The following is a 17473-nucleotide window of genomic DNA, read 5'->3' as shown; positions in this document are numbered from 1 at the left end:
GTAAACTTGCTCGGGTCGTATTCGCACTACTAAAGGGGCAGAGCGAATACCAGCCGAAAGCAAGTTGAGGGTTTCCCCTAAACCATAGAATCTCCCACAGGATATTGGGGTGTTCACCGCGTATGAGCCTGCTCCACCAGCCACCCCATCAATTCCTGCAATTTCGCCGACGGCTCCGACGCCGGCGCGACGATGTAATAGCCCAGTCCCGTCTTCACCTTCAGATCGAACGGCATCACCAGTCGCCCGGCGTTCAAGTCATCGCCGATCAACGACCAGTCGCCGATCGCCACCCCTGTCCCGTGGGACGCCATCGACATCGCCTGATCCAGCGTTTCGAAATGCTGACCGCTGGCGATGTTGCTCAATTGCAGTTCGGCGGCTTCGAGCCAGAGTGTCCAGTCGTCATCGGTGTGGGTCGGGTGCAGCAGCAGATGTTGTTGCAGGTCTGCCGGTGTATGCAGGGCCGGACCGCCGTTGAGCAGCGTCGGCGAACAGACCGGCGTCAGTTGTTCATCGAACAGATGCAGGGTCGCGGGTGAGTCGTGGGGCGCGGTGCCGTAGATCACCGCCGCGTCGAACTGCTCGCGATGAAAGTCCACGCCGTGTTGCAACGACGCCGTGAGTTTCACCGGCACGTCCGGGCGTTCGCGCTGCCATTGCAACAGCCGTGGCAACAACCAGCGCATCACGCAGCTCGGGGCCTTGAGTTGCAGGGTCTCGCGCTTGGCGCCGATCTGCTCCACCGAGTCGCCGATCAGGCTGAAGATCTGCTGCACCCGTGGCAGCCATTCGCGACCTTCGGCCGTCAGCTCCAGGCCCCGGGCCAGGCGAATGAACAGCTCATAACCCAGATGTTCCTCCAGCCCGGCGATCTGCCGGCTCACCGCACCCTGGGTGATGTGCAACTGTTCGGCGGCCCGGGTGAAGTTGCAGCACTGCGCGGTGATCAGAAACGTGTGCAGGGCGGGCAGGGGAGGCAGTCGTTTCATGTGGATCCAAGCCATGACGTGAGGACATGGCTAGTATGAGCTTTTATCGATTGTTGCGGCTACACGCCGCCCGTTTCAATGAGGCCAATCACCGGTTCCTTTAAAGCCCGGTGCCTCAACGAACAAGAAGGGCAAAGACATGGCGACGTGTGGCGAAGTACTGGTCAAGTTACTCGAAGGTTATGGGGTCGAGCAGGTGTTCGGCATTCCCGGTGTACATACCGTGGAGCTGTATCGCGGGCTGGCCCGTTCGAGCATCAACCACGTCACCCCCCGGCATGAACAAGGCGCCGGCTTCATGGCCGACGGCTACGCCCGCACCAGCGGCAAACCGGGTGTGTGCTTCATCATCACAGGTCCTGGCATGACCAACATCACCACCGCCATGGGCCAGGCGTACGCCGATTCGATTCCGATGCTGGTGATCTCCAGCGTGCAGTCGCGCAGTCAACTAGGCGGTGGTCGCGGCAAGTTGCATGAACTGCCGAACCAGAGTGCACTGGTCGGCGGCGTGGCGGCGTTCTCCCACACCCTGATGTCGGCGTCCGAATTGCCGGGCGTGCTGGCCCGTGCGTTTGCGCTGTTCCAGGCCGGGCGTCCGCGTCCGGTACACATCGAAATTCCACTGGACGTGCTGGTCGAAGAGGCCGACGAACTGCTGGCCAGTGTGCCGGTCAACATCGACCGCGCCGGAGCTGCGCCGGCCGCCGTGAACCGCATGACCGAACTGCTGGCCGGCGCCCAGCGTCCGCTGATCCTCGCCGGTGGCGGCGCCATCGATGCGGCTGCCGAACTCACTGAACTGGCCGAACTGCTCGGCGCACCCGTGGCGCTGACCATCAACGCCAAAGGCATGTTGCCGTCCAGTCATCCGCTGCTGATCGGTTCGACCCAGAGCCTGGTAGCGACCCGCGCCCTGGTGGCCGATGCCGACGTGGTGCTGGCAATCGGCACCGAGCTGGCGGAAACCGACTATGACGTGACCTTCGCCGGCGGCTTCGAAATTCCCGGCAAGTTGCTGCGCGTCGATATCGATCCCGACCAGACCGTGCGCAACTACCCGCCCCACGTGGCGCTGGTCGCCGACTCGCGCAATGCCGCACAAGCGCTGCTCAGTGCGCTGTCGCACAAACCGCTGGCCGAGCGCCGCAACGACTGGGGCCAGGTTCGAGCCGCCCGTCTGCGTGAAGACCTGGCAGCGACCTGGGACGCTCCGACGCTGGCCCAGACCCGCTTCCTCGAAACCGTGCTGCACGAACTGCCGAATGCAGTTTTCGTCGGCGACTCCACGCAACCGGTGTACACCGGTAACCTCACCTTCAACCCGGAGCGCCCGCGCCGCTGGTTCAACTCGTCCACCGGCTACGGCACCCTTGGTTACGCCTTGCCGGCAGCGATTGGCGCGTGGCTCGGCGGCAACCTCGAACACGGCGCACGTCCGCCGGTGGTGTGTCTGATCGGCGACGGCGGTCTGCAATTCACCCTGCCGGAACTGGCCAGCGCCGTGGAAGCGCGCACGCCGGTGATCATCCTGCTGTGGAATAACCAGGGTTACGAAGAGATCAAGAAATACATGGTCAACCGCGCCATCGAGCCGGTGGGCGTGGACATCTATACCCCGGACTTCATCGGTGTGGCCAAGGCCCTGGGTTGCGCGGCAGAAGCGATCAGCTCGGCCGAACAACTGCGCGGTGCACTGCGCGCCGCCAGCGATCGGCAGGGCCCGACCCTGATCGAAATCGACCAGACCCAATGGATGAAGGCGGTGGCCCAATGATGATCTTCCCGACGACACTCGACGGCCTGTACATCAACGGCCAATGGTCCGCCGGCCGCGAACACCTGCGCGTCATCAATCCGGCCACCGAAGCGTTGCTGACCACGGTCAATGGCGGTGACGAAAGCGCCGTCAATCAAGCGGTGACAGCGGCGACTGAAGCCTTCAAGGACTGGTCGAAAACCTCGGGCGCCGAGCGCGGCGCGATACTGCGCAACATCGCCGATGGCGTGCGCAACGGCCGCGAACATTTGATGAAGTTGCAGTCGAGCAACAACGGCAAACCGCAGTTCGAAGCGGCAATCGATGTCGACGACGTGATCGCCACTTTCGAGTACTACGCCGAACTCGCCGAAGGCCTCGACGCCAGACTCGACAGTGACGTGCCGCTGCCGAGCGACGATTTCAGTGCACGTCTGCGCCGCGAGCCGTGCGGTGTGGTCGGGCTGATCGTGCCGTGGAATTTCCCGATGGTCACCACCGCGTGGAAACTCGCCCCGGCCCTGGCCGCCGGTTGCTGCGTGGTGCTCAAGCCGTCGGAAGTCACGCCGCTGCCGGAGCTGGAACTGGCGACCATCATCGCCGAATCCGGCCTGCCCAAAGGCGTGTTCAACCTGGTGTGCGGCACCGGTCCGGCAGTCGGCGCGCCGCTGTCGGCGGATCCGCGCATCGCCAAGGTTTCCTTCACCGGCAGCAACGCCGTCGGTGTGCAAGTGATGCAGCGCGCCGCTGAATCCGTGAAGGGTGTGAGCCTGGAACTGGGCGGCAAATCCTCGCTGCTGATTCTGGAAGATGCCGACCTTGACCTGGCGGTGGAGCTGGCCTGTGGCGGCGGTTTCTTCAACGCCGGGCAGATGTGCTCGGCCACCAGCCGGGTGCTGGTGGCCGATGAACTGGCCGACGAATTCCTGATTCGTCTGAAGGCCCGCGCGGAAAAAATCCGTGTCGCCGATCCGTTCGATCCTGAAGTCGAGATGGGCGCGCTGGTCAATCAGGCGCAGTACCAGCGGGTGCTCGGTCATATCGACCGTGGGCTGAGTGCCGGGGCCAGGCTGATTTGTGGCGGCAATCGCCCCGCCGATCTGCCGCGCGGCTATTTCTTGCAGCCGACGATCTTCACCGAAGTGCCCCTCGACAGTGCGCTGTGGTGTGAAGAGATCTTCGGCCCGGTGATCTGCGTGCGCAGTTTCGCTTCGGAAGCCGAGGCGATTGCCTTGGCCAACGATAGCCAGTTCGGTCTGGTCGCCAGTGTCGTCACGCGCAATGCCGAGACGGCGGATCGGGTCGCCAACGCCTTGCAGGCGGGGCTGGTATGGCTCAACGCGCCGCAGGTGATCTTCCCGCAGACCGCGTGGGGTGGTTACAAACAGAGCAGCATCGGTCGCGAGTTGGGACCGTGGGGTCTGGCGGCATTTCAGGAAATCAAGCACGTGATTCGCGCGCTCTGAATGCCCGAAAAAGGTCAGCGCATGCCTCGCAAGGAGGCATGCGCCGGCGTCATGGCTCCAATGAGTTTTTATCGATAGTCAGGTGTTTTGCACGACCTCAGGATGAACCCGCAGACCACGCTCAAGCCCTTTGAAACCGGGCGCTTGGGCAACATCGGTCAGGCAGATGCAAGGGTTGCGATCAATCTCATACTTAGAAGAATAATGGGAGTCCTAAATGGGCGAGCACGATCTGAACAGGCGTCAATTCATCAAAACCGTCGGCGTGGCCTCGGTGGCTGCGGCGGCCATGAGCATGCCCTTCATCCGGGCCAGTGCCAGCGACACCCGCTTTGCCGGCAAGACCCTGCGCCTGCTGACCTGGTCCGATGACACGGGCCTCGCCGCGCTGCGCAACATCGCTGCAACGTTCGAAGCCAAGACCGGCGCCAAAGTGATTGCCGACCGTACCGGCAGCACCTCGGAAATGGTCGCCAAACTCAAGGCCGGCGGTGATCGTCCGCAGTACGACATCATCACTCTGGCCGGGGTCGGCGCCGAAGGTCTGGCCGCTGCCGGACTGCTGGAAAAACCCGATCTCAACCGCATTCCCAACCTGATCGACGTTCCGGAAAAATACCGTACCGGGGCCAACGGTCACGGCATCGGTTACCTGCTGTGGTGCAACAGTCTGGTCTACAGCACTCGCACCCAGACCACCGCGCCGGACAGTTACGCCGCGCTGTGGGACGCCGATCTGGCGCCGAACATTTTCCTGCCGCCGCCGAACTGGACCGAGGCCATGGACCTGATCATCATCGCCGCCAAACTGGCCGGTGGTGACGAGCACAACATCGAACCGGGCTTCAAGAAACTCGCGGAGCTGAAAGACCGCGTGGTGACTCTGGGCGAAAACCCCAACCAGATCGCCGAGCTGTTCCGCACCGGCTCCCTGGACATGGGCGGCCTCTACGCCCCGGCGTTCTTCCCCAAGCAGATCCGCGATCCGAACTATGGCCTCGGCGCCACGTTCGGCATGAAGGAAGGTTTCTATACCGACCTGATGCTCTCGGTGATGCCGAAGAACCGTCCGGGCGACACCGATCTGGCCTATGCCTTCATCGACCACTCCCTCGACCCGCTGGTGCAGGGCAAGATGGCCGAAGACATCTTCAACGGCCCGGTCAACGCCAAGGCGATCATCTCCGCCGAAGCGCGCAAGAGCCCGTTCATCCTCACGCCGGAGCAGATTGCGGAGAAGGCGATCATGCACGACAACGCTTTCCTGGCGACCGTGCATGACCAGTGGATTCGTCGCTACACGGAAATCTTTTCTTCCTGATCGAGTGATGGACACAGGTTCTTCAAACACCGAAGTACCTGTGGGAGCGAGCTTGCTCGCGATCGCGGACTGACATTCACCGACAGTGTCGACTGACAGATTGCTATCGCGAGCAAGCTCGCTCCCACAGGTTTCTCGGTGAATTTGAAGGCAGTGTCTGTCAGTTGTTTTTCCATTGACGAGATCATTGCTATGGAACATCAATCCCTGACCCAACCGGTCGGCACGGGTGACGTGCGCCCGGCGCGCGGTATTTCGCCGACGGCGCGGGCGTGGTTTTTCCTCACGCCGTCGATGCTGTTTCTCGGCGTGCTGATTGCCGCCAGCCTGCTGGTGCTGCGCATGAGCGTCGGCACCAAGGGCGCGGAGTGGTCCGGTTTCAGCCTGGCCAGTTACGCGCAGTTGCTCGAACCCTACTACCTCAAATCGTTGCTGCTGACTTTGCGTCTGGCGCTGATCAGCGCGGTGATTGCCGTGGTCCTGGCGATCCCGGTGGCGTACACCATGGCGCGCCTGACCTCGCCGTTCGTGCGACGGATTTTCCTCGCGGCGGTGCTGCTGCCGTTGCTGGTCAACCTGCTGCTGCAAAGCTACGGCTGGCTGGTGATCCTCGGCCCCGGCGGCATGCTCAACCAGACCCTGATGGGCCTCGGTCTGATCAAGCGCCCGATCATGTTGCTGTACAACCAGAACGGCGTGTTGATGGGCCTGGTGCAGACTGCGTTTCCGCTGGCCGTGCTGCCGATTGCCAGCGCCATGCGCGGCGTCGCACGCAGCTACGAAGAAGCCGCCGCGACCCTCGGCGCCAGCCGCTTTCAAGTGTTCCGCCAGGTGGTGTTGCCAATGAGTCTGCCGGGAATCATCACCGGCGCGACGCTGGTGTTCGCCTACAACGCCAGCAGCTTTGTGGTGCCACTTCTGCTGGGTGGCCGTCGCGTGCCGATGCTGGCGGTGATGGTGCATGACCAGATCGCTCCGCTGATGAACTGGCCTGCCGCCTCCGCCGCCGGGGTGGTGCTGATCGTCACTACGCTCGCCATCATGACCTTGTCCGAATACATCACCGGCCGCCGTCGCCGTCTGCTGGAGGCTTCGCAATGAGTGCCCTGATCAAGAAGCGTCAGTCGCTGCTGTCGGGCGACACCGGCAAGTTTGCGGGCATCCTTTCCGGGATCATTTTGTTCCTGGCCGTGTTGCCGATCCTGACCATGATCGTGATGTCGTTCAGCGGCGCGTCGAACCTCGACTTCCCGCCAAGCAGTTACAGCCTGCAGTGGTACAAGGCGGCGTGGCACACGTTTGTGTCGCCGGACGCCAGTGATGTGCTGAGCCTCGGCCAGGCCATGGGCACCAGTTTGCTGGTGTCGTGCCTGACGATGATTTTCGCCACGCTGATCGCGGTGCCGGCGGCTTACGCGCTGACCCGTTGCGAGTTCCGTGGCAAGGGCGTGGCGCTGCAATTGATGTCGCTGCCGCTGGTGTTCCCGATGGTGGTGCTTGGGCTGGCGTTGCTGCTGGTGTTCGACAGCCTGCCGTTTCACATGACCACATCGCGGCTGGTAATTGCTCACGTGATTCTGGCGCTGCCGTTCGTGGTGAAGAACTGCACGGCGGCCATGCTTTCCATCGGCAGCGAAGTCGAAGAGGCCGCGCAGATGCTCGGCGCTTCGCCACTGCGCGCCATCGTCGACGTGGTGGTGCCGTTGATGAAATCGGGGATTCTGGCGGGGATGCTGCTGGCGTTCATCGTCTCGTTCAACGAGTTCACCGTGACTTATTTCCTCTACACCATCGACGTCATGACCGTGCCGATCTGGATGTACAGCCGCACCGTGTCATCGCTCGACCCTACCGTGTTCTCGTTTGCCGTGCTGATCGTATTGATCGACTTCGTCCTGATCTGGGCGTTGGAGAAGCTGGTCGGTGAAGGCGGCGTGTCCTTTTGATTTCTTGAGGTGATTTTATGTCTGGTCTGATTCTGGAAAACGTCGAGAAACACTACGGCTCGGCCTGCGCGGTGAAAGACGTCAACCTGCATTTGCCCGAGGGCAAACTGGTGTGTTTCCTCGGCCCGTCGGGTTGCGGCAAGACCACGTTGCTGCGAATGATCGCCGGGCTGGAAACCCTCACCGGCGGCGAGATTCGCCTGGACGGCGAGGACATCGGCCACACGCCGGCGCACCTGCGCAACTTCGGCATGGTGTTTCAGTCGCTGGCGCTTTTTCCGCACATGACCGTGGGCGAGAACATCGCCTATCCGCTGAAGCTGCGCGGCGTGAGCAAGGCCGATCAACAGGCGCGGGTGGTGCAATTGCTGGAGCTGATCCAGCTGCAACCGATGATCGATCGTCCGGTAGCGAAACTGTCCGGCGGTCAGCGTCAGCGAGTGGCGATTGCCCGGGCGATTGCCTCGCACCCGAAAATCCTGCTGCTGGACGAACCGCTGTCGGCGCTGGATGCCAAGTTGCGCGAGTCGATGCAGGTGGAAATCCGCCAGCTGCAACAACGCCTGAACATCACCACGATCATGGTCACCCACGATCAGCGCGAGGCCATGACCATAGCTGACATCGTGGTAGTCCTCGGTGAGCATCGGGTACAGCAAGTGGGTACGCCGATTGAAATCTACCGGCATCCGGCCAACGAATTCGTCGCGGACTTCATCGGCTCCGGCAATATCTTCCCGGCAACGGCCCTGGGCGATGGCAAGGTTGTGCTGCCGGGCGGCGATGCCCTGCAAGTGCCGATCTGCAGCAGCATCGTGGTCGGGCAGAAAGTAAAAATGCTGATCCGCCCTGAAGATCTTCAACTGTCGGCGCCCCAGGCCACGGCGGGCAATCGCCTGCTGGGCAAGGTGACGTTCGTGCGCGACATCGGCGCGACCATCGAGACTACGGTGGAATGTTCCGGGGTGACCTTCACGGCGCTGAGCACGCCGTGTCAGGGCATCGGTCTGGGGATCGGGCATCCGGTGTCGGTGACGCTGCCGAGTGAGGCGTGTCGGGTGCTGGGCGCCTGATCCAGATCAGACGGTCAGCCGCAAGCGCGCCAGATCCCTCAACGGTGGCGCGCCGAACAGGCGGCTGTACTCGCGGCTGAACTGCGAAGGGCTTTCATACCCCACCCGATACCCCGCCGCCGACGCCTCCAGCCCCTCAGCCAGCATCAAGCGCCGCGCCTCTTGCAGGCGCAGTTGCTTCTGATACTGCAACGGACTCATCGCCGTCATCGCCTTGAAGCGGTGATGCAAGGTCGAGACGCTGAGGTTCACTTCCTTCGCCAGATCATCAATGCGCAGCGGCTGTTCGAAGTTGCCGTTGAGCCATTTGATCGCCTGGCTGATGCGGTGGCTCTGGCTGTTGGCGATGGCGATTTCGTACAGCCGATGGCCTTGGGGACTGCGCAACAGGCGATAGAGAATTTCCCGGCGGATCAGCGGTGCGAGCATGGCGATGTCTTTCGGCGCGTCGAGCAGACGGGCCAGACGCAGCACCGCATCGAGCATTGCGCTGTCGATCTTTTCCACATACAGACCGCGCCCGGTCGGACGGGTCGGCACGCCCATCGGGCCGGCGTCGGCGATCAGCGCGGTGATTTCCGCCGGGTCGATGTCCAGGCGTACGGCGAGAATCGGCTCTTCGGGCGAGACATTCACGACTCGACCGCTCAACGGCATCGAGACCGACACCACGAGGTAATTCAACGGGTCGTAATTGAAGAACTCGTCCGCCAGCCGTACCTCTTTGCGACCCTGGGCCATGATGCACAGCGCCGGTTGCGCGAGCACCGGAGCGAAGTCATGGGATTGGGTGTGGCGCGACATGAACAGCGAACCGACGGCAGTGGCATAACTGCCATCTTCGGACGTGTTGCGGCGAATGATGGCCGCCAGTTCCGCGCGCTGCTTTTCCATGTCGGCTTCCATATCGGCATCGCGCGGCGCCTGAAAACGATCGAACGACGTCATGCACAGCCTCCTCGGCAAGGGATGGAATGGGAGCAGAGCTTAAGTTTGTGCAAGCGCGAGCGGTAGACACATCCTGCGAAATGCTTGCCTGATCCTGCATGGCGTTGCGTGCCTGCCCGGACATGAAGGGGCGAAGCCCGGAAAACTTGCTCGAAACCGGTGTGACAGGACAGTGACAACAATTCACGACTTGTTACAGGTCTGCAAGACAGTCTCGCAGGATCGTGCAACGCGACGGCAGGAATCGACTAACGGCGAGCGATGCCCGACCCTTAACCTTTGATCCTGTCGCAGCCCGTCCCCGGCTGCCACACGACTCCCTGGGAGGGTTGAACATGTCCAAGCAGATTCCCGTCAGTCATATGGCCTTCGTTCGAGCGCGCGCCGGGCGCTCGGCGGAACTCGGCATGCGCCTGAGCGCGCTGATCGAGCCGTCCCGTGCCGCCGCCGGTTGCCTGAGCTTTTCCTTGCAGCATTCGCAGTGTGATCCGGAGTTGTGGCTGGTCTCCGGTTTCTGGATCAACCAGCAATCGATGACCGCCTATTTCAGCAGCCCGTCGATGGAAATCTTTGCCGAGCTGGTGCAGGACCTGGTGGTCAATAGCCTGGATTTCCACACGTTCAAGGAAGTCTCGGCCGCACAGGCCGTAGGCCAATGCGCTGCGCCGATACACAAACTCGCCGGTTGAATGTTTAATGGCCGGCCTATCTGACTGAGCCAGGACCTGCGATATGGCACGTAAAGAGTTCGAACACTTCGAAGCGGTTTCCGCTGTAGTCCCCGTCGAGTTGGGCGGCAACAAGGGTTATCACGCGGCAATCGCCGTCAAGGCGCTGGTCGACGGCGGTGCACCGCGCTTTCACAAACTGCTGAACGATCAGGTTTTCCCCGGCGCCATCGCGGCCGATGAAGCCGCGATCAATGAACTGGACAAGCTCAAGGGCGTCACCGACGACGCCGAGCTGATCTGGTAAGCGCTTACTTCGTCGCCCCCGGGCGCCACATCTTGAACAACGCCTCCGGCCCCAGCTGGAAATAGTCCGCCGGTCCGCCGCCCCGCAGTATCGGTTCGGCGGCGGCGGTGTCGTAGATCCCGTCCTTCAACAGCCATTTGGCGATGTGCACGGCGACCACTTCGCCCAGCACCAGCCAGCTCGGTACGGTCTCGCCGTCGGCGCGCTGCAACTGAATGATCTGGGTGACCTTGCATTCGAAGGACACCGGGCTTTCGGCCACGCGCGGCACGGCAATCACCTTCGACGCCACCGGCGTGAGCCCCGCCAGTTCGAACTCGTTGACCTCTGGCCCGACCATCGCGCAGCTCTGGTTCATCTGCTCGGCCAGCGGGCGGGTGGCGAGGTTCCAGACGAACTCACCGGTCTGCTCGATGTTGTTCAGGCTGTCTTTGCGCCCGACGCTGGAGAAGCCGATGATCGGCGGAATGTAGTTGAACGCGTTGAAAAAGCTGTAGGGCGCCAGGTTCAGCCGGCCCTCGGCATCCTGCGAAGAAATCCAGCCGATGGGGCGCGGGCCGACGATGGCGTTGAACGGATCGTGTGGCAGGCCGTGGCCGTTGGCCGGTTCATAGAAATGGATGTCATCGGGCATGGTGGGGTGTTCCTGAAGGCTTTTATAAGCGGCCAATAGTGCAAGTCCGGTCCGCGAAGATCAAATGCCGACCTTTGAAAATGAACAAGCCCGGCAATGGCCGGGCTTTGGTGTCTGCATTCTGCCGATCAGCTGATAGCTGCAGCAGTACCGGTTTTATCGAAACCGTCGGCAGCGATGGCGTTGGCGGTGCCGGTTTTGTCGAAACCGTCGGCAGCGATGGCGGACGCAGTGCCAGTCTTGTCAAAACCATCAGCCGCAACGGCTTTGCCGACGTTGGTCTTGTCGAAGCCGTCAGCGGCGTAGGTGCCGGTGTGGCTGGTTTCGATGGCAGCGCTGGCGCCGGAAATGAAGTCGGCGGATTTGGTTTTGTCCGAACCGTCGGCGGCAAAGGTGTTGGCGGCCAGGACGGACAGGGTCAGGGCGAGGATCAGTTTGGTTTTCATGGTCGTTCTCCAGATTCGTTATTCGTTGGCGATGTGTTTCGCATGGGATTCATGCTACGCCAACTAAATTGATTAAAAAGCGCAAAATAATGCTAAAAACAATCGATTAATTTGATATTAAGGGCGACGCATTCAATTCGCTTTCGTCTTCGTAGCGAGCGTCGCGCGGTTAATCGATCAGGTAGGTGCAGAATGCGGCGGGGGCATTAACCGGTGATTAATCGCCGCTTTTTGCCTGTGTGACAGATTTTTCATGGATTCCCGACCGGTTTTTCACCCGCGCAACGCCAGTCTGCCCACGGCCATAAAGCCAAAAACGGCCGTCACACACAGGAGCGTTGCCCGCGATGAACAAACTGCCTCAAATCACCCTGGCCTTCTGGGTCATGAAAATCTGCGCGACGACCCTGGGGGAAACCGCGGGGGATTTGCTGTCGATGACCCTTAACGTCGGCTACGCCATCAGCTCGCTGATCCTGATCAGCGTGTTTGTCCTGACACTGATCACGCAGCTGATGTCCAAGACCTACAAGCCGTTGCTGTACTGGATCGTGATCCTGTCGACCAGCACCGCCGGCACCACCATGTCGGACTTCATGGACCGCACGCTGGAGCTGGGCTACGCCACCGGTTCGCTGATCCTGATCGCGATTCTGCTGGCGATCTTCGCGGCATGGCGCCTGAGCGGCGACTCGCTCAACGTCACCAGGGTGCAGAGCTTTCGCGGCGAGATGTTCTACTGGATGGCGATTCTGTTCTCCAACACCCTGGGCACCGCGCTCGGCGATTACCTGGCGGACGACTCGGGCCTGGGCTTTGCCGGTGGCGCGCTGCTGATCGGCTCGGCGATTGCTGTGGTGGTGCTGCTCAAGTACTTCACGAAGATTTCGACCGTCGTGCTGTTCTGGGTGGCGTTCGTGCTGACCCGGCCGTTCGGTGCGACGTTGGGCGACTTGATGACCAAGTCCCATGAGAAGGGCGGGCTGGACTTTGGCACCATCGGTTCGTCGGCAGTGCTGGCGGGGATTTTGCTGGTGATGATCGTGGGCGCGTCTTATGCGCAGAAGCGTTATGGCAAACAGCCGGTTGCCGAGTTGACCTGATACCAAGGTGACTTCAATCGCGAGCAAGCTCGCTCCCACAGGGTCAGTTGTATGCCGATCCAATGTGGGAGCGAGCTTGCTCGCGATGGGGCCAGAACAGCCACCGTTGCAGTGGCTGAATGAATCCGGTCAGTCAGTGACGATGCGCGAGTGTTTCTGGGTGTCTTTCATGGTGATGTACACCAGCAGGGACACCGCGATGCACGCGGTCACATACCAGTAGTAACCGGTTTCCATGCCGATGCTCTTGAACCACAGCGCGATGTATTCGGCGGTGCCGCCGAAGATCGACACGGTCAGTGCGTACGGCAGGCCGACGCCCAGGGCGCGGATTTCGGTCGGGAACAGCTCGGCCTTCACCACGGCGTTGATGGAGGTGTAGCCGCTGACGATGATCAGCGCCGCCATGATCAGGAAGAACGCGCCCCACCAGGTCTGGATGGTGTGCAGGGTCATCAGGATCGGCACGGTGAAGATCGTCCCCAGCACGCCGAAGGCGATCAGGATCGGGCGACGACCGATTTTATCGGACAGGCCGCCGATGATCGGTTGCAGGCACATGAACAGGAACAGCGTGGCGGCGGAAATGGTGGTGGAGTCGGAAATGCTCATGCCGACGGTGTTCACCAGGTATTTCTGCATGTAAGTGGTGTAGGTGTAGAACGCCAGCGTACCGCCCATGGTCAGGCCGACCACGGTCAGCAATTCCTTCGGATGACGCAGCAAGGTGCGCATGGCGCTTTCCTTGGATTTCTCTTTTTTCACGAAGGATTCGGTTTCTTCCATGCCACGACGCAGGTACAGCGCCACGATTGCGCACAGCGCGCCGATGGCGAACGGGATGCGCCAGCCCCACGCGTACAGTTGCTCAGTGGTGAGCATCTGCTGCAGCACGATCAACACGCCCAGCGCGATGAGCTGGCCGGAGATCAGGGTCACGTACTGGAAGCTGGAGAAGAAGCCGCGACGTTCCTTGGTCGCCATCTCCGACAGATAAGTCGCCGAGGTGCCGTACTCGCCGCCGACCGACAGGCCTTGCAGCAGACGGGCGAATACCAGCAGGATCGGCGCGCCGATGCCGATGGTTTCGTAGTTCGGGCTGAGGGCGATCAGCAGCGAGCCAAAGCACATCAGGTACACCGAGGCCATCAGTGCCTTTTTACGGCCGACCTTGTCGGCGTACAGGCCCATCAGCCAGCCACCGATCGGACGCATCAGAAAGCCCACGGCGAAGATCGCAGCGGTGTTCATCAACTGGGCGGTGGTGGAACCGGCGGGGAAGAAGGTCTTGGCGAAGTACAGCGAGAAGGCGGCATAAACGTACCAGTCGTACCACTCGACCATGTTGCCGACGGAACCGCTGAAGATCGACTTGATGCGACTGGCGGTGGTTCGTTCTTTGGCCGGCACGGCAGCCGACCCAAGAGGCAGGGCGTTGGAGTTATCCATTGAAGGATCCTTCGTTTAATTGTTTTTGTGGAGCGCGCAGAAACGCAGCCTGCGAGGGCTATAGCAGGAGCTGTGCCAACGGGGAGAGGGCCGGTTTAGAGGGGTTGGGGAGATGGGTTGAGCGGGATTTTGCCGATGAGCCGGAATGAATGAGCGGAAATCCGCTCACTCGGGCTCGGATCGTTCCCACGCTCTGCGTGGGAATGCCTCAATGCGGGGATCAGTCGGGCACGAACATTTCCCGGGTCAGACCATGGCGCTGCATCTTTTCATTGAAGGTTCGGCGCGGCAGTTGCAGTTCTTCCAGCACGGCTTTCACATCCCCCTTGTGCCGGGTCAAAGCGGCCCGCAGGCACTGCGCCTCAAACGCCTCTTGCTGCGCCGCCAGCGACTGCCCCGGATCGATACCTTGCACCGGTTCATCCAGCCCCAGCACCTGCCGTTCGGCGACGTTCGCCAACTCACGAACATTACCCGGCCAGTCATGGCTCAGCAGGTGACTCAATTGCGCACCACTGAGCGGCGGAAAAGACCGCCCCAATCGCTGAGCGGCGCTTTGTGCGAAGGACTCGAACAACAACGGAATGTCCTCCCGACGATCGCGCAGCGGTGGCAGGCGCAATTCGGCAACGTTCAGGCGATACGCCAGGTCCTCGCGAAAACGCCCGGCCCGGGCCTCATCCAGCAAATCGGGTTTGGTCGCCGCGACGATGCGCAAGTCCACGCGAATGCTCTGGTTCGACCCCAGCCGCTCCAGCTTCTGTTCCTGCAACACCCGCAACAGTTTCACCTGCTGGGCCAGCGGCATGCTTTCGATTTCATCGAGAAACAGGGTGCCGCCATCGGCGTATTCCAGTTTGCCGATGCGCTTGCCGGAGGCCCCTGTGAACGCGCCGCTCTCATGCCCGAACAATTCGGCTTCGAACAACTGCTCGGGGATCGCCGCGCAGTTCAGTGCCACGAACGGCTTGTCGGCGCGCGGGCCGAAGTCGTGCAGGCAGCGGGCAACCAGTTCCTTGCCGCTGCCGGTTTCGCCACGGATCAGCACGTTGACCGGCAATGTTGCGAGGTCAAGCACCTGCCGGCGCAGGGTCTGCATACCACGGGACACGCCGAGCAGCGTCGCATCCAGTCTGGCGCGGTTGTCGGCCTGTTCGTGCAGGGCGCGGTTTTCCAGCACCAGCCGACGCTTGTCCAGCGCCCGCCGCAGGCTGCCGAGCAGGGCCTCGGGGCTGAAGGGTTTTTCCAGAAAGTCGTAGGCGCCATCGCGCATCGCTTCGACCGCCATCGGCACATCGCCGTGGCCGGTGAGCAGAATCACCGGCAGGTCGGCATCCCGGCGCTGGACTTCGGCCAGCAGTTCAAGACCGCTGAGACCGGGCATGCGCACATCGCTGAGAATCACCCCGGCAAAGTGCTTCGGCAGCGCCGCCAGGCATTCCTCGGCGCGGCTGAACAGCTGCACCTCGAACCCGGACAGGCTTAGCCATTGCTCGACGGCGTTGCGAATGCTGCTTTCGTCATCGACCACCATCACTGAGTTGAGCATCAGAGGTGCGCCTCCAGATCGATCGGCAAGGTCAGGCTGAACACTGCACCGTTGTCACCATTTTCGGCGCACAGGCGCCCGCCGGATTCATGGACGATGGCGAACGATACCGCCAGTCCCAGACCCAGCCCGTCACCCACAGGTTTAGTGGTGAAGAACGGATCGAATACCTGACCCAGATGTTCTTCGGCAATGCCGCCACCGTTGTCGATGACGCTCAGGCGCCACAGTTGTTCGTCAGCTTCCAGGCGGATTTCCAGACGCTTGCACGGCTTGCCCTGCATCGCATCGAGGGCGTTGCGCAGCAGGTTGATCAGCACTTGTTCGAGGCGAATCGCGTCGCCGCGCACCCAGGCCGGACGGGTCAGGTGCAGCACCAGACTGACCTGTTCATCACGCAGGCGCGCATCGAGCAATTGCAGCGCCTGATCGACCACAGTCGCCAGGTCCAGCCGTTCGCGCAAGCCGCTGGGGCTTTTGCGGGCAAAGGTTTTCAGGTGGCCGGTGAGGGCAGCCATGCGCGTGAGCATTTCGTCCACCGGTTTGAGCGCCTTGCAGGCGTCATCGACCCGACCGTGATCGAGCAGCAGCCTCAGAGTTGCAAGCTGCATGCGCTGTGCGGTCAGCGGCTGATTGATTTCGTGGGCCAGCGCAGCGGACATCTGCCCCAGTGCCGCCAGTTTCGCTGATTGCACCAGACCTTCCTGGGCGGTGCGCAAATCCCGGGTGCGTTCCTCGACCAGTTGCTCAAGCTCTTCGCGGCTGCGCTGGCGCATCTTTGCCAGACGCCAGCGCTGGTTGAGGAACAGCAACAGAAACACCAGCGCCAGCCACACCCCGGCGGCGGCGAGCCCGGCATTGCGCTGGTCTTCGAAGGACACTTGCGGACGCCGCAGCAGGTGTAGCGTCCAGCCTTCGGCGGTCAGCGGCAGCGATTCCCACAGGTAATCCGCCGTGCCTTGCGGGCCTTCGACGCGGCGCAGTTCGCTGTTGTCATCAAAGCGGCGTAGCGACAGATGAGTCAGCGGCACCAGCGATTGCTTGTCGTATTGGCGAGTGCGCTTGATCTCTCGGTAATCGGCCGGGCTCAGCGGGTGCAGCAGGCGGTAGCGCCAGTCGGGCTGGTTGGCAATGAAGATGATGCCCCGGGCATCGCTGACCAGTAGCGTATCGCTGCCCTGGCTCCATTCGCGTTCAAGCTCCGGGAATTCGAGTTTGACCACCATCGCCCCGAGGAACTCGCCGTTGTCGCCGAGCACCGCGCTGGACAGGAAGTAGCCGGGAATCCCGCTGGTCACGCCGACTGCGTAGAAACGCCCGGTGCCCTGGGTGCGGGTCTGACTGAAATAGGGGCGAAAGCCATAGTTGTGGCCGACGTAACTGCTGGGCAGACGCCAGTTGCTGGCCGCCACCGCCAGGCCGGTGTGATCGAGCAGTTCAAGCGTCGAGGACTGCGCGGCGCCGTTGATCTTTTCCAGCTTCAGATTCAGCGCAGCCTGCTGTTCGGCATCCACGGGACCTGCCAGCGCCGCACGCAATTGCGGGTCCAGCGCCAGCACGGCGGGCAGGGCGCGGTAACGGTCGATCAGGGTGTGCAGCGAATTGGCGTACAGCGCCAGTTGCTGGTTGGCTCGGGCGGCATCTTCCACCAGTGCCTGGCGTTCGGCGTGACGGATCGCAAGCGTTGCGGCGAGGGCAGCGCCGGCGAGGATCAGCAGGGTGTACAACGACAGACGCAGGGTACGGGAAGTCGGCAGCATGCTGGGCGCATAGAGATAGGAAGTCGGGCCGGCACCATAGCATGGTGTCGGC

General features: G+C 62.0%; 16 protein-coding genes. 9 read left to right on the top strand and 7 right to left on the bottom strand.

Annotated elements, in window-relative coordinates; translation table 11 throughout:
- Positions 1 to 113 precede the first annotated feature (113 nt).
- Entirely contained in the window at positions 114 to 992 is an 879-nt protein-coding gene (locus CAF79_RS07110; protein WP_085697228.1) for a LysR substrate-binding domain-containing protein, read from the bottom strand.
- A 139-nt stretch (positions 993 to 1131) separates the two neighbouring features.
- Here CAF79_RS07110 and CAF79_RS07105 point away from each other — a divergent pair, with 139 nt between their 5' ends.
- The 6 genes from CAF79_RS07105 to CAF79_RS07080 all read left to right on the top strand — a co-directional run bounded on the left by CAF79_RS07105 (position 1132) and on the right by CAF79_RS07080 (position 8557).
- A complete protein-coding gene (locus CAF79_RS07105; protein ID WP_085697227.1) occupies positions 1132 to 2769 on the top strand; it encodes a 5-guanidino-2-oxopentanoate decarboxylase in 1638 nt (545 codons plus the stop codon).
- Complete coding sequence (locus tag CAF79_RS07100) at positions 2769 to 4217, top strand: aldehyde dehydrogenase family protein (protein WP_170929704.1); 1449 nt, start codon at positions 2769 to 2771, stop codon at positions 4215 to 4217. Before CAF79_RS07105 ends, CAF79_RS07100 begins: the two co-directional genes overlap by 1 nt.
- Positions 4218 to 4434: 217 nt before the next feature.
- On the top strand, positions 4435 to 5538 hold the full coding sequence (locus CAF79_RS07095; protein WP_085697225.1) for an extracellular solute-binding protein: 1104 nt from the start codon (positions 4435 to 4437) through the stop codon (positions 5536 to 5538).
- A gap of 192 nt (positions 5539 to 5730) precedes the next feature.
- Positions 5731 to 6639 carry an ABC transporter permease gene (locus CAF79_RS07090; protein WP_085697224.1) on the top strand — a complete coding sequence of 303 codons (909 nt, stop codon included), beginning with the start codon at positions 5731 to 5733 and terminating at the stop codon, positions 6637 to 6639.
- Complete coding sequence (locus CAF79_RS07085) at positions 6636 to 7484, top strand: ABC transporter permease (RefSeq protein ID WP_085697223.1); 849 nt, start codon at positions 6636 to 6638, stop codon at positions 7482 to 7484. Before CAF79_RS07090 ends, CAF79_RS07085 begins: the two co-directional genes overlap by 4 nt.
- A 17-nt stretch (positions 7485 to 7501) precedes the next feature.
- Positions 7502 to 8557 (top strand): ABC transporter ATP-binding protein, encoded by a 1056-nt coding sequence (locus tag CAF79_RS07080; protein ID WP_085697222.1) that lies wholly within the window; start codon positions 7502 to 7504, stop codon positions 8555 to 8557.
- A gap of 6 nt (positions 8558 to 8563) precedes the next feature.
- Here CAF79_RS07080 and CAF79_RS07075 read toward each other — a convergent pair whose 3' ends face one another.
- A complete protein-coding gene (locus CAF79_RS07075; protein WP_085697221.1) occupies positions 8564 to 9505 on the bottom strand; it encodes an AraC family transcriptional regulator in 942 nt (313 codons plus the stop codon).
- Between the two features lie 335 nt (positions 9506 to 9840).
- Between CAF79_RS07075 and CAF79_RS07070 the strand changes: the two genes are divergently transcribed.
- Positions 9841 to 10194: a putative quinol monooxygenase gene (locus tag CAF79_RS07070; RefSeq protein ID WP_085697220.1), complete on the top strand. Its 354-nt coding sequence runs from the start codon at positions 9841 to 9843 to the stop codon at positions 10192 to 10194.
- 43 nt (positions 10195 to 10237) lie between these two features.
- Positions 10238 to 10480, top strand: a complete 243-nt coding sequence (locus CAF79_RS07065) for a hypothetical protein (RefSeq protein ID WP_007960172.1) — start codon at positions 10238 to 10240, stop codon at positions 10478 to 10480.
- A gap of 4 nt (positions 10481 to 10484) precedes the next feature.
- Here CAF79_RS07065 and CAF79_RS07060 read toward each other — a convergent pair whose 3' ends face one another.
- Together CAF79_RS07060 and CAF79_RS07055 are read right to left on the bottom strand one after the other, a co-directional pair.
- Positions 10485 to 11114 carry a flavin reductase family protein gene (locus CAF79_RS07060; protein WP_011335689.1) on the bottom strand — a complete coding sequence of 210 codons (630 nt, stop codon included), beginning with the start codon at positions 11112 to 11114 and terminating at the stop codon, positions 10485 to 10487.
- A gap of 128 nt (positions 11115 to 11242) precedes the next feature.
- Positions 11243 to 11560, bottom strand: coding sequence for a hypothetical protein (locus CAF79_RS07055; protein WP_085697219.1), 318 nt, complete (start codon positions 11558 to 11560; stop codon positions 11243 to 11245).
- 347 nt (positions 11561 to 11907) lie between these two features.
- Between CAF79_RS07055 and CAF79_RS07050 the strand changes: the two genes are divergently transcribed.
- Positions 11908 to 12663 (top strand): hypothetical protein, encoded by a 756-nt coding sequence (locus CAF79_RS07050; RefSeq protein WP_085697218.1) that lies wholly within the window; start codon positions 11908 to 11910, stop codon positions 12661 to 12663.
- A gap of 129 nt (positions 12664 to 12792) precedes the next feature.
- Here the strand turns inward: CAF79_RS07050 and CAF79_RS07045 are convergent, their stop codons facing one another.
- From CAF79_RS07045 to CAF79_RS07035, 3 genes are all read right to left on the bottom strand, one after another.
- Positions 12793 to 14112: an MFS transporter gene (locus CAF79_RS07045; RefSeq protein ID WP_085697217.1), complete on the bottom strand. Its 1320-nt coding sequence runs from the start codon at positions 14110 to 14112 to the stop codon at positions 12793 to 12795.
- Positions 14113 to 14332: 220 nt separating this feature from the next.
- On the bottom strand, positions 14333 to 15661 hold the full coding sequence (locus CAF79_RS07040; RefSeq protein ID WP_085697216.1) for a sigma-54 dependent transcriptional regulator: 1329 nt from the start codon (positions 15659 to 15661) through the stop codon (positions 14333 to 14335).
- Positions 15661 to 17421 carry an ATP-binding protein gene (locus CAF79_RS07035; RefSeq protein ID WP_085697215.1) on the bottom strand — a complete coding sequence of 587 codons (1761 nt, stop codon included), beginning with the start codon at positions 17419 to 17421 and terminating at the stop codon, positions 15661 to 15663. The genes CAF79_RS07040 and CAF79_RS07035 overlap by 1 nt, the downstream gene beginning before the upstream one ends.
- Positions 17422 to 17473 lie beyond the last annotated feature (52 nt).

Origin of the sequence: Pseudomonas sp. B26(2017), from assembly GCF_002113045.1 — a bacterium.
GTDB lineage: Bacteria > Pseudomonadota > Gammaproteobacteria > Pseudomonadales > Pseudomonadaceae > Aquipseudomonas.
Note: the sequence above shows the minus strand (reverse complement) of the source record. Positions and strands in the feature narration are given on the sequence as shown.

Bases quoted from the DNA above. Each gene is read 5' to 3' on its own strand.
- CAF79_RS07075 (WP_085697221.1), bottom strand. From the start codon at position 9,505: ATGACGTCGTTCGATCGTTTTCAGGCGCCGCGCGATGCCGATATGGAA.
- CAF79_RS07055 (WP_085697219.1), bottom strand. From the start codon at position 11,560: ATGAAAACCAAACTGATCCTCGCCCTGACCCTGTCCGTCCTGGCCGCC.
- CAF79_RS07090 (WP_085697224.1), top strand. From the start codon at position 5,731: ATGGAACATCAATCCCTGACCCAACCGGTCGGCACGGGTGACGTGCGC.
- CAF79_RS07060 (WP_011335689.1), bottom strand. From the start codon at position 11,114: ATGCCCGATGACATCCATTTCTATGAACCGGCCAACGGCCACGGCCTG.
- CAF79_RS07100 (WP_170929704.1), top strand. From the start codon at position 2,769: ATGATCTTCCCGACGACACTCGACGGCCTGTACATCAACGGCCAATGG.
- CAF79_RS07080 (WP_085697222.1), top strand. From the start codon at position 7,502: ATGTCTGGTCTGATTCTGGAAAACGTCGAGAAACACTACGGCTCGGCC.
- CAF79_RS07035 (WP_085697215.1), bottom strand. From the start codon at position 17,421: ATGCTGCCGACTTCCCGTACCCTGCGTCTGTCGTTGTACACCCTGCTG.
- CAF79_RS07070 (WP_085697220.1), top strand. From the start codon at position 9,841: ATGTCCAAGCAGATTCCCGTCAGTCATATGGCCTTCGTTCGAGCGCGC.
- CAF79_RS07105 (WP_085697227.1), top strand. From the start codon at position 1,132: ATGGCGACGTGTGGCGAAGTACTGGTCAAGTTACTCGAAGGTTATGGG.
- CAF79_RS07050 (WP_085697218.1), top strand. From the start codon at position 11,908: ATGAACAAACTGCCTCAAATCACCCTGGCCTTCTGGGTCATGAAAATC.
- CAF79_RS07065 (WP_007960172.1), top strand. From the start codon at position 10,238: ATGGCACGTAAAGAGTTCGAACACTTCGAAGCGGTTTCCGCTGTAGTC.
- CAF79_RS07045 (WP_085697217.1), bottom strand. From the start codon at position 14,112: ATGGATAACTCCAACGCCCTGCCTCTTGGGTCGGCTGCCGTGCCGGCC.
- CAF79_RS07040 (WP_085697216.1), bottom strand. From the start codon at position 15,661: ATGCTCAACTCAGTGATGGTGGTCGATGACGAAAGCAGCATTCGCAAC.
- CAF79_RS07110 (WP_085697228.1), bottom strand. From the start codon at position 992: ATGAAACGACTGCCTCCCCTGCCCGCCCTGCACACGTTTCTGATCACC.
- CAF79_RS07085 (WP_085697223.1), top strand. From the start codon at position 6,636: ATGAGTGCCCTGATCAAGAAGCGTCAGTCGCTGCTGTCGGGCGACACC.
- CAF79_RS07095 (WP_085697225.1), top strand. From the start codon at position 4,435: ATGGGCGAGCACGATCTGAACAGGCGTCAATTCATCAAAACCGTCGGC.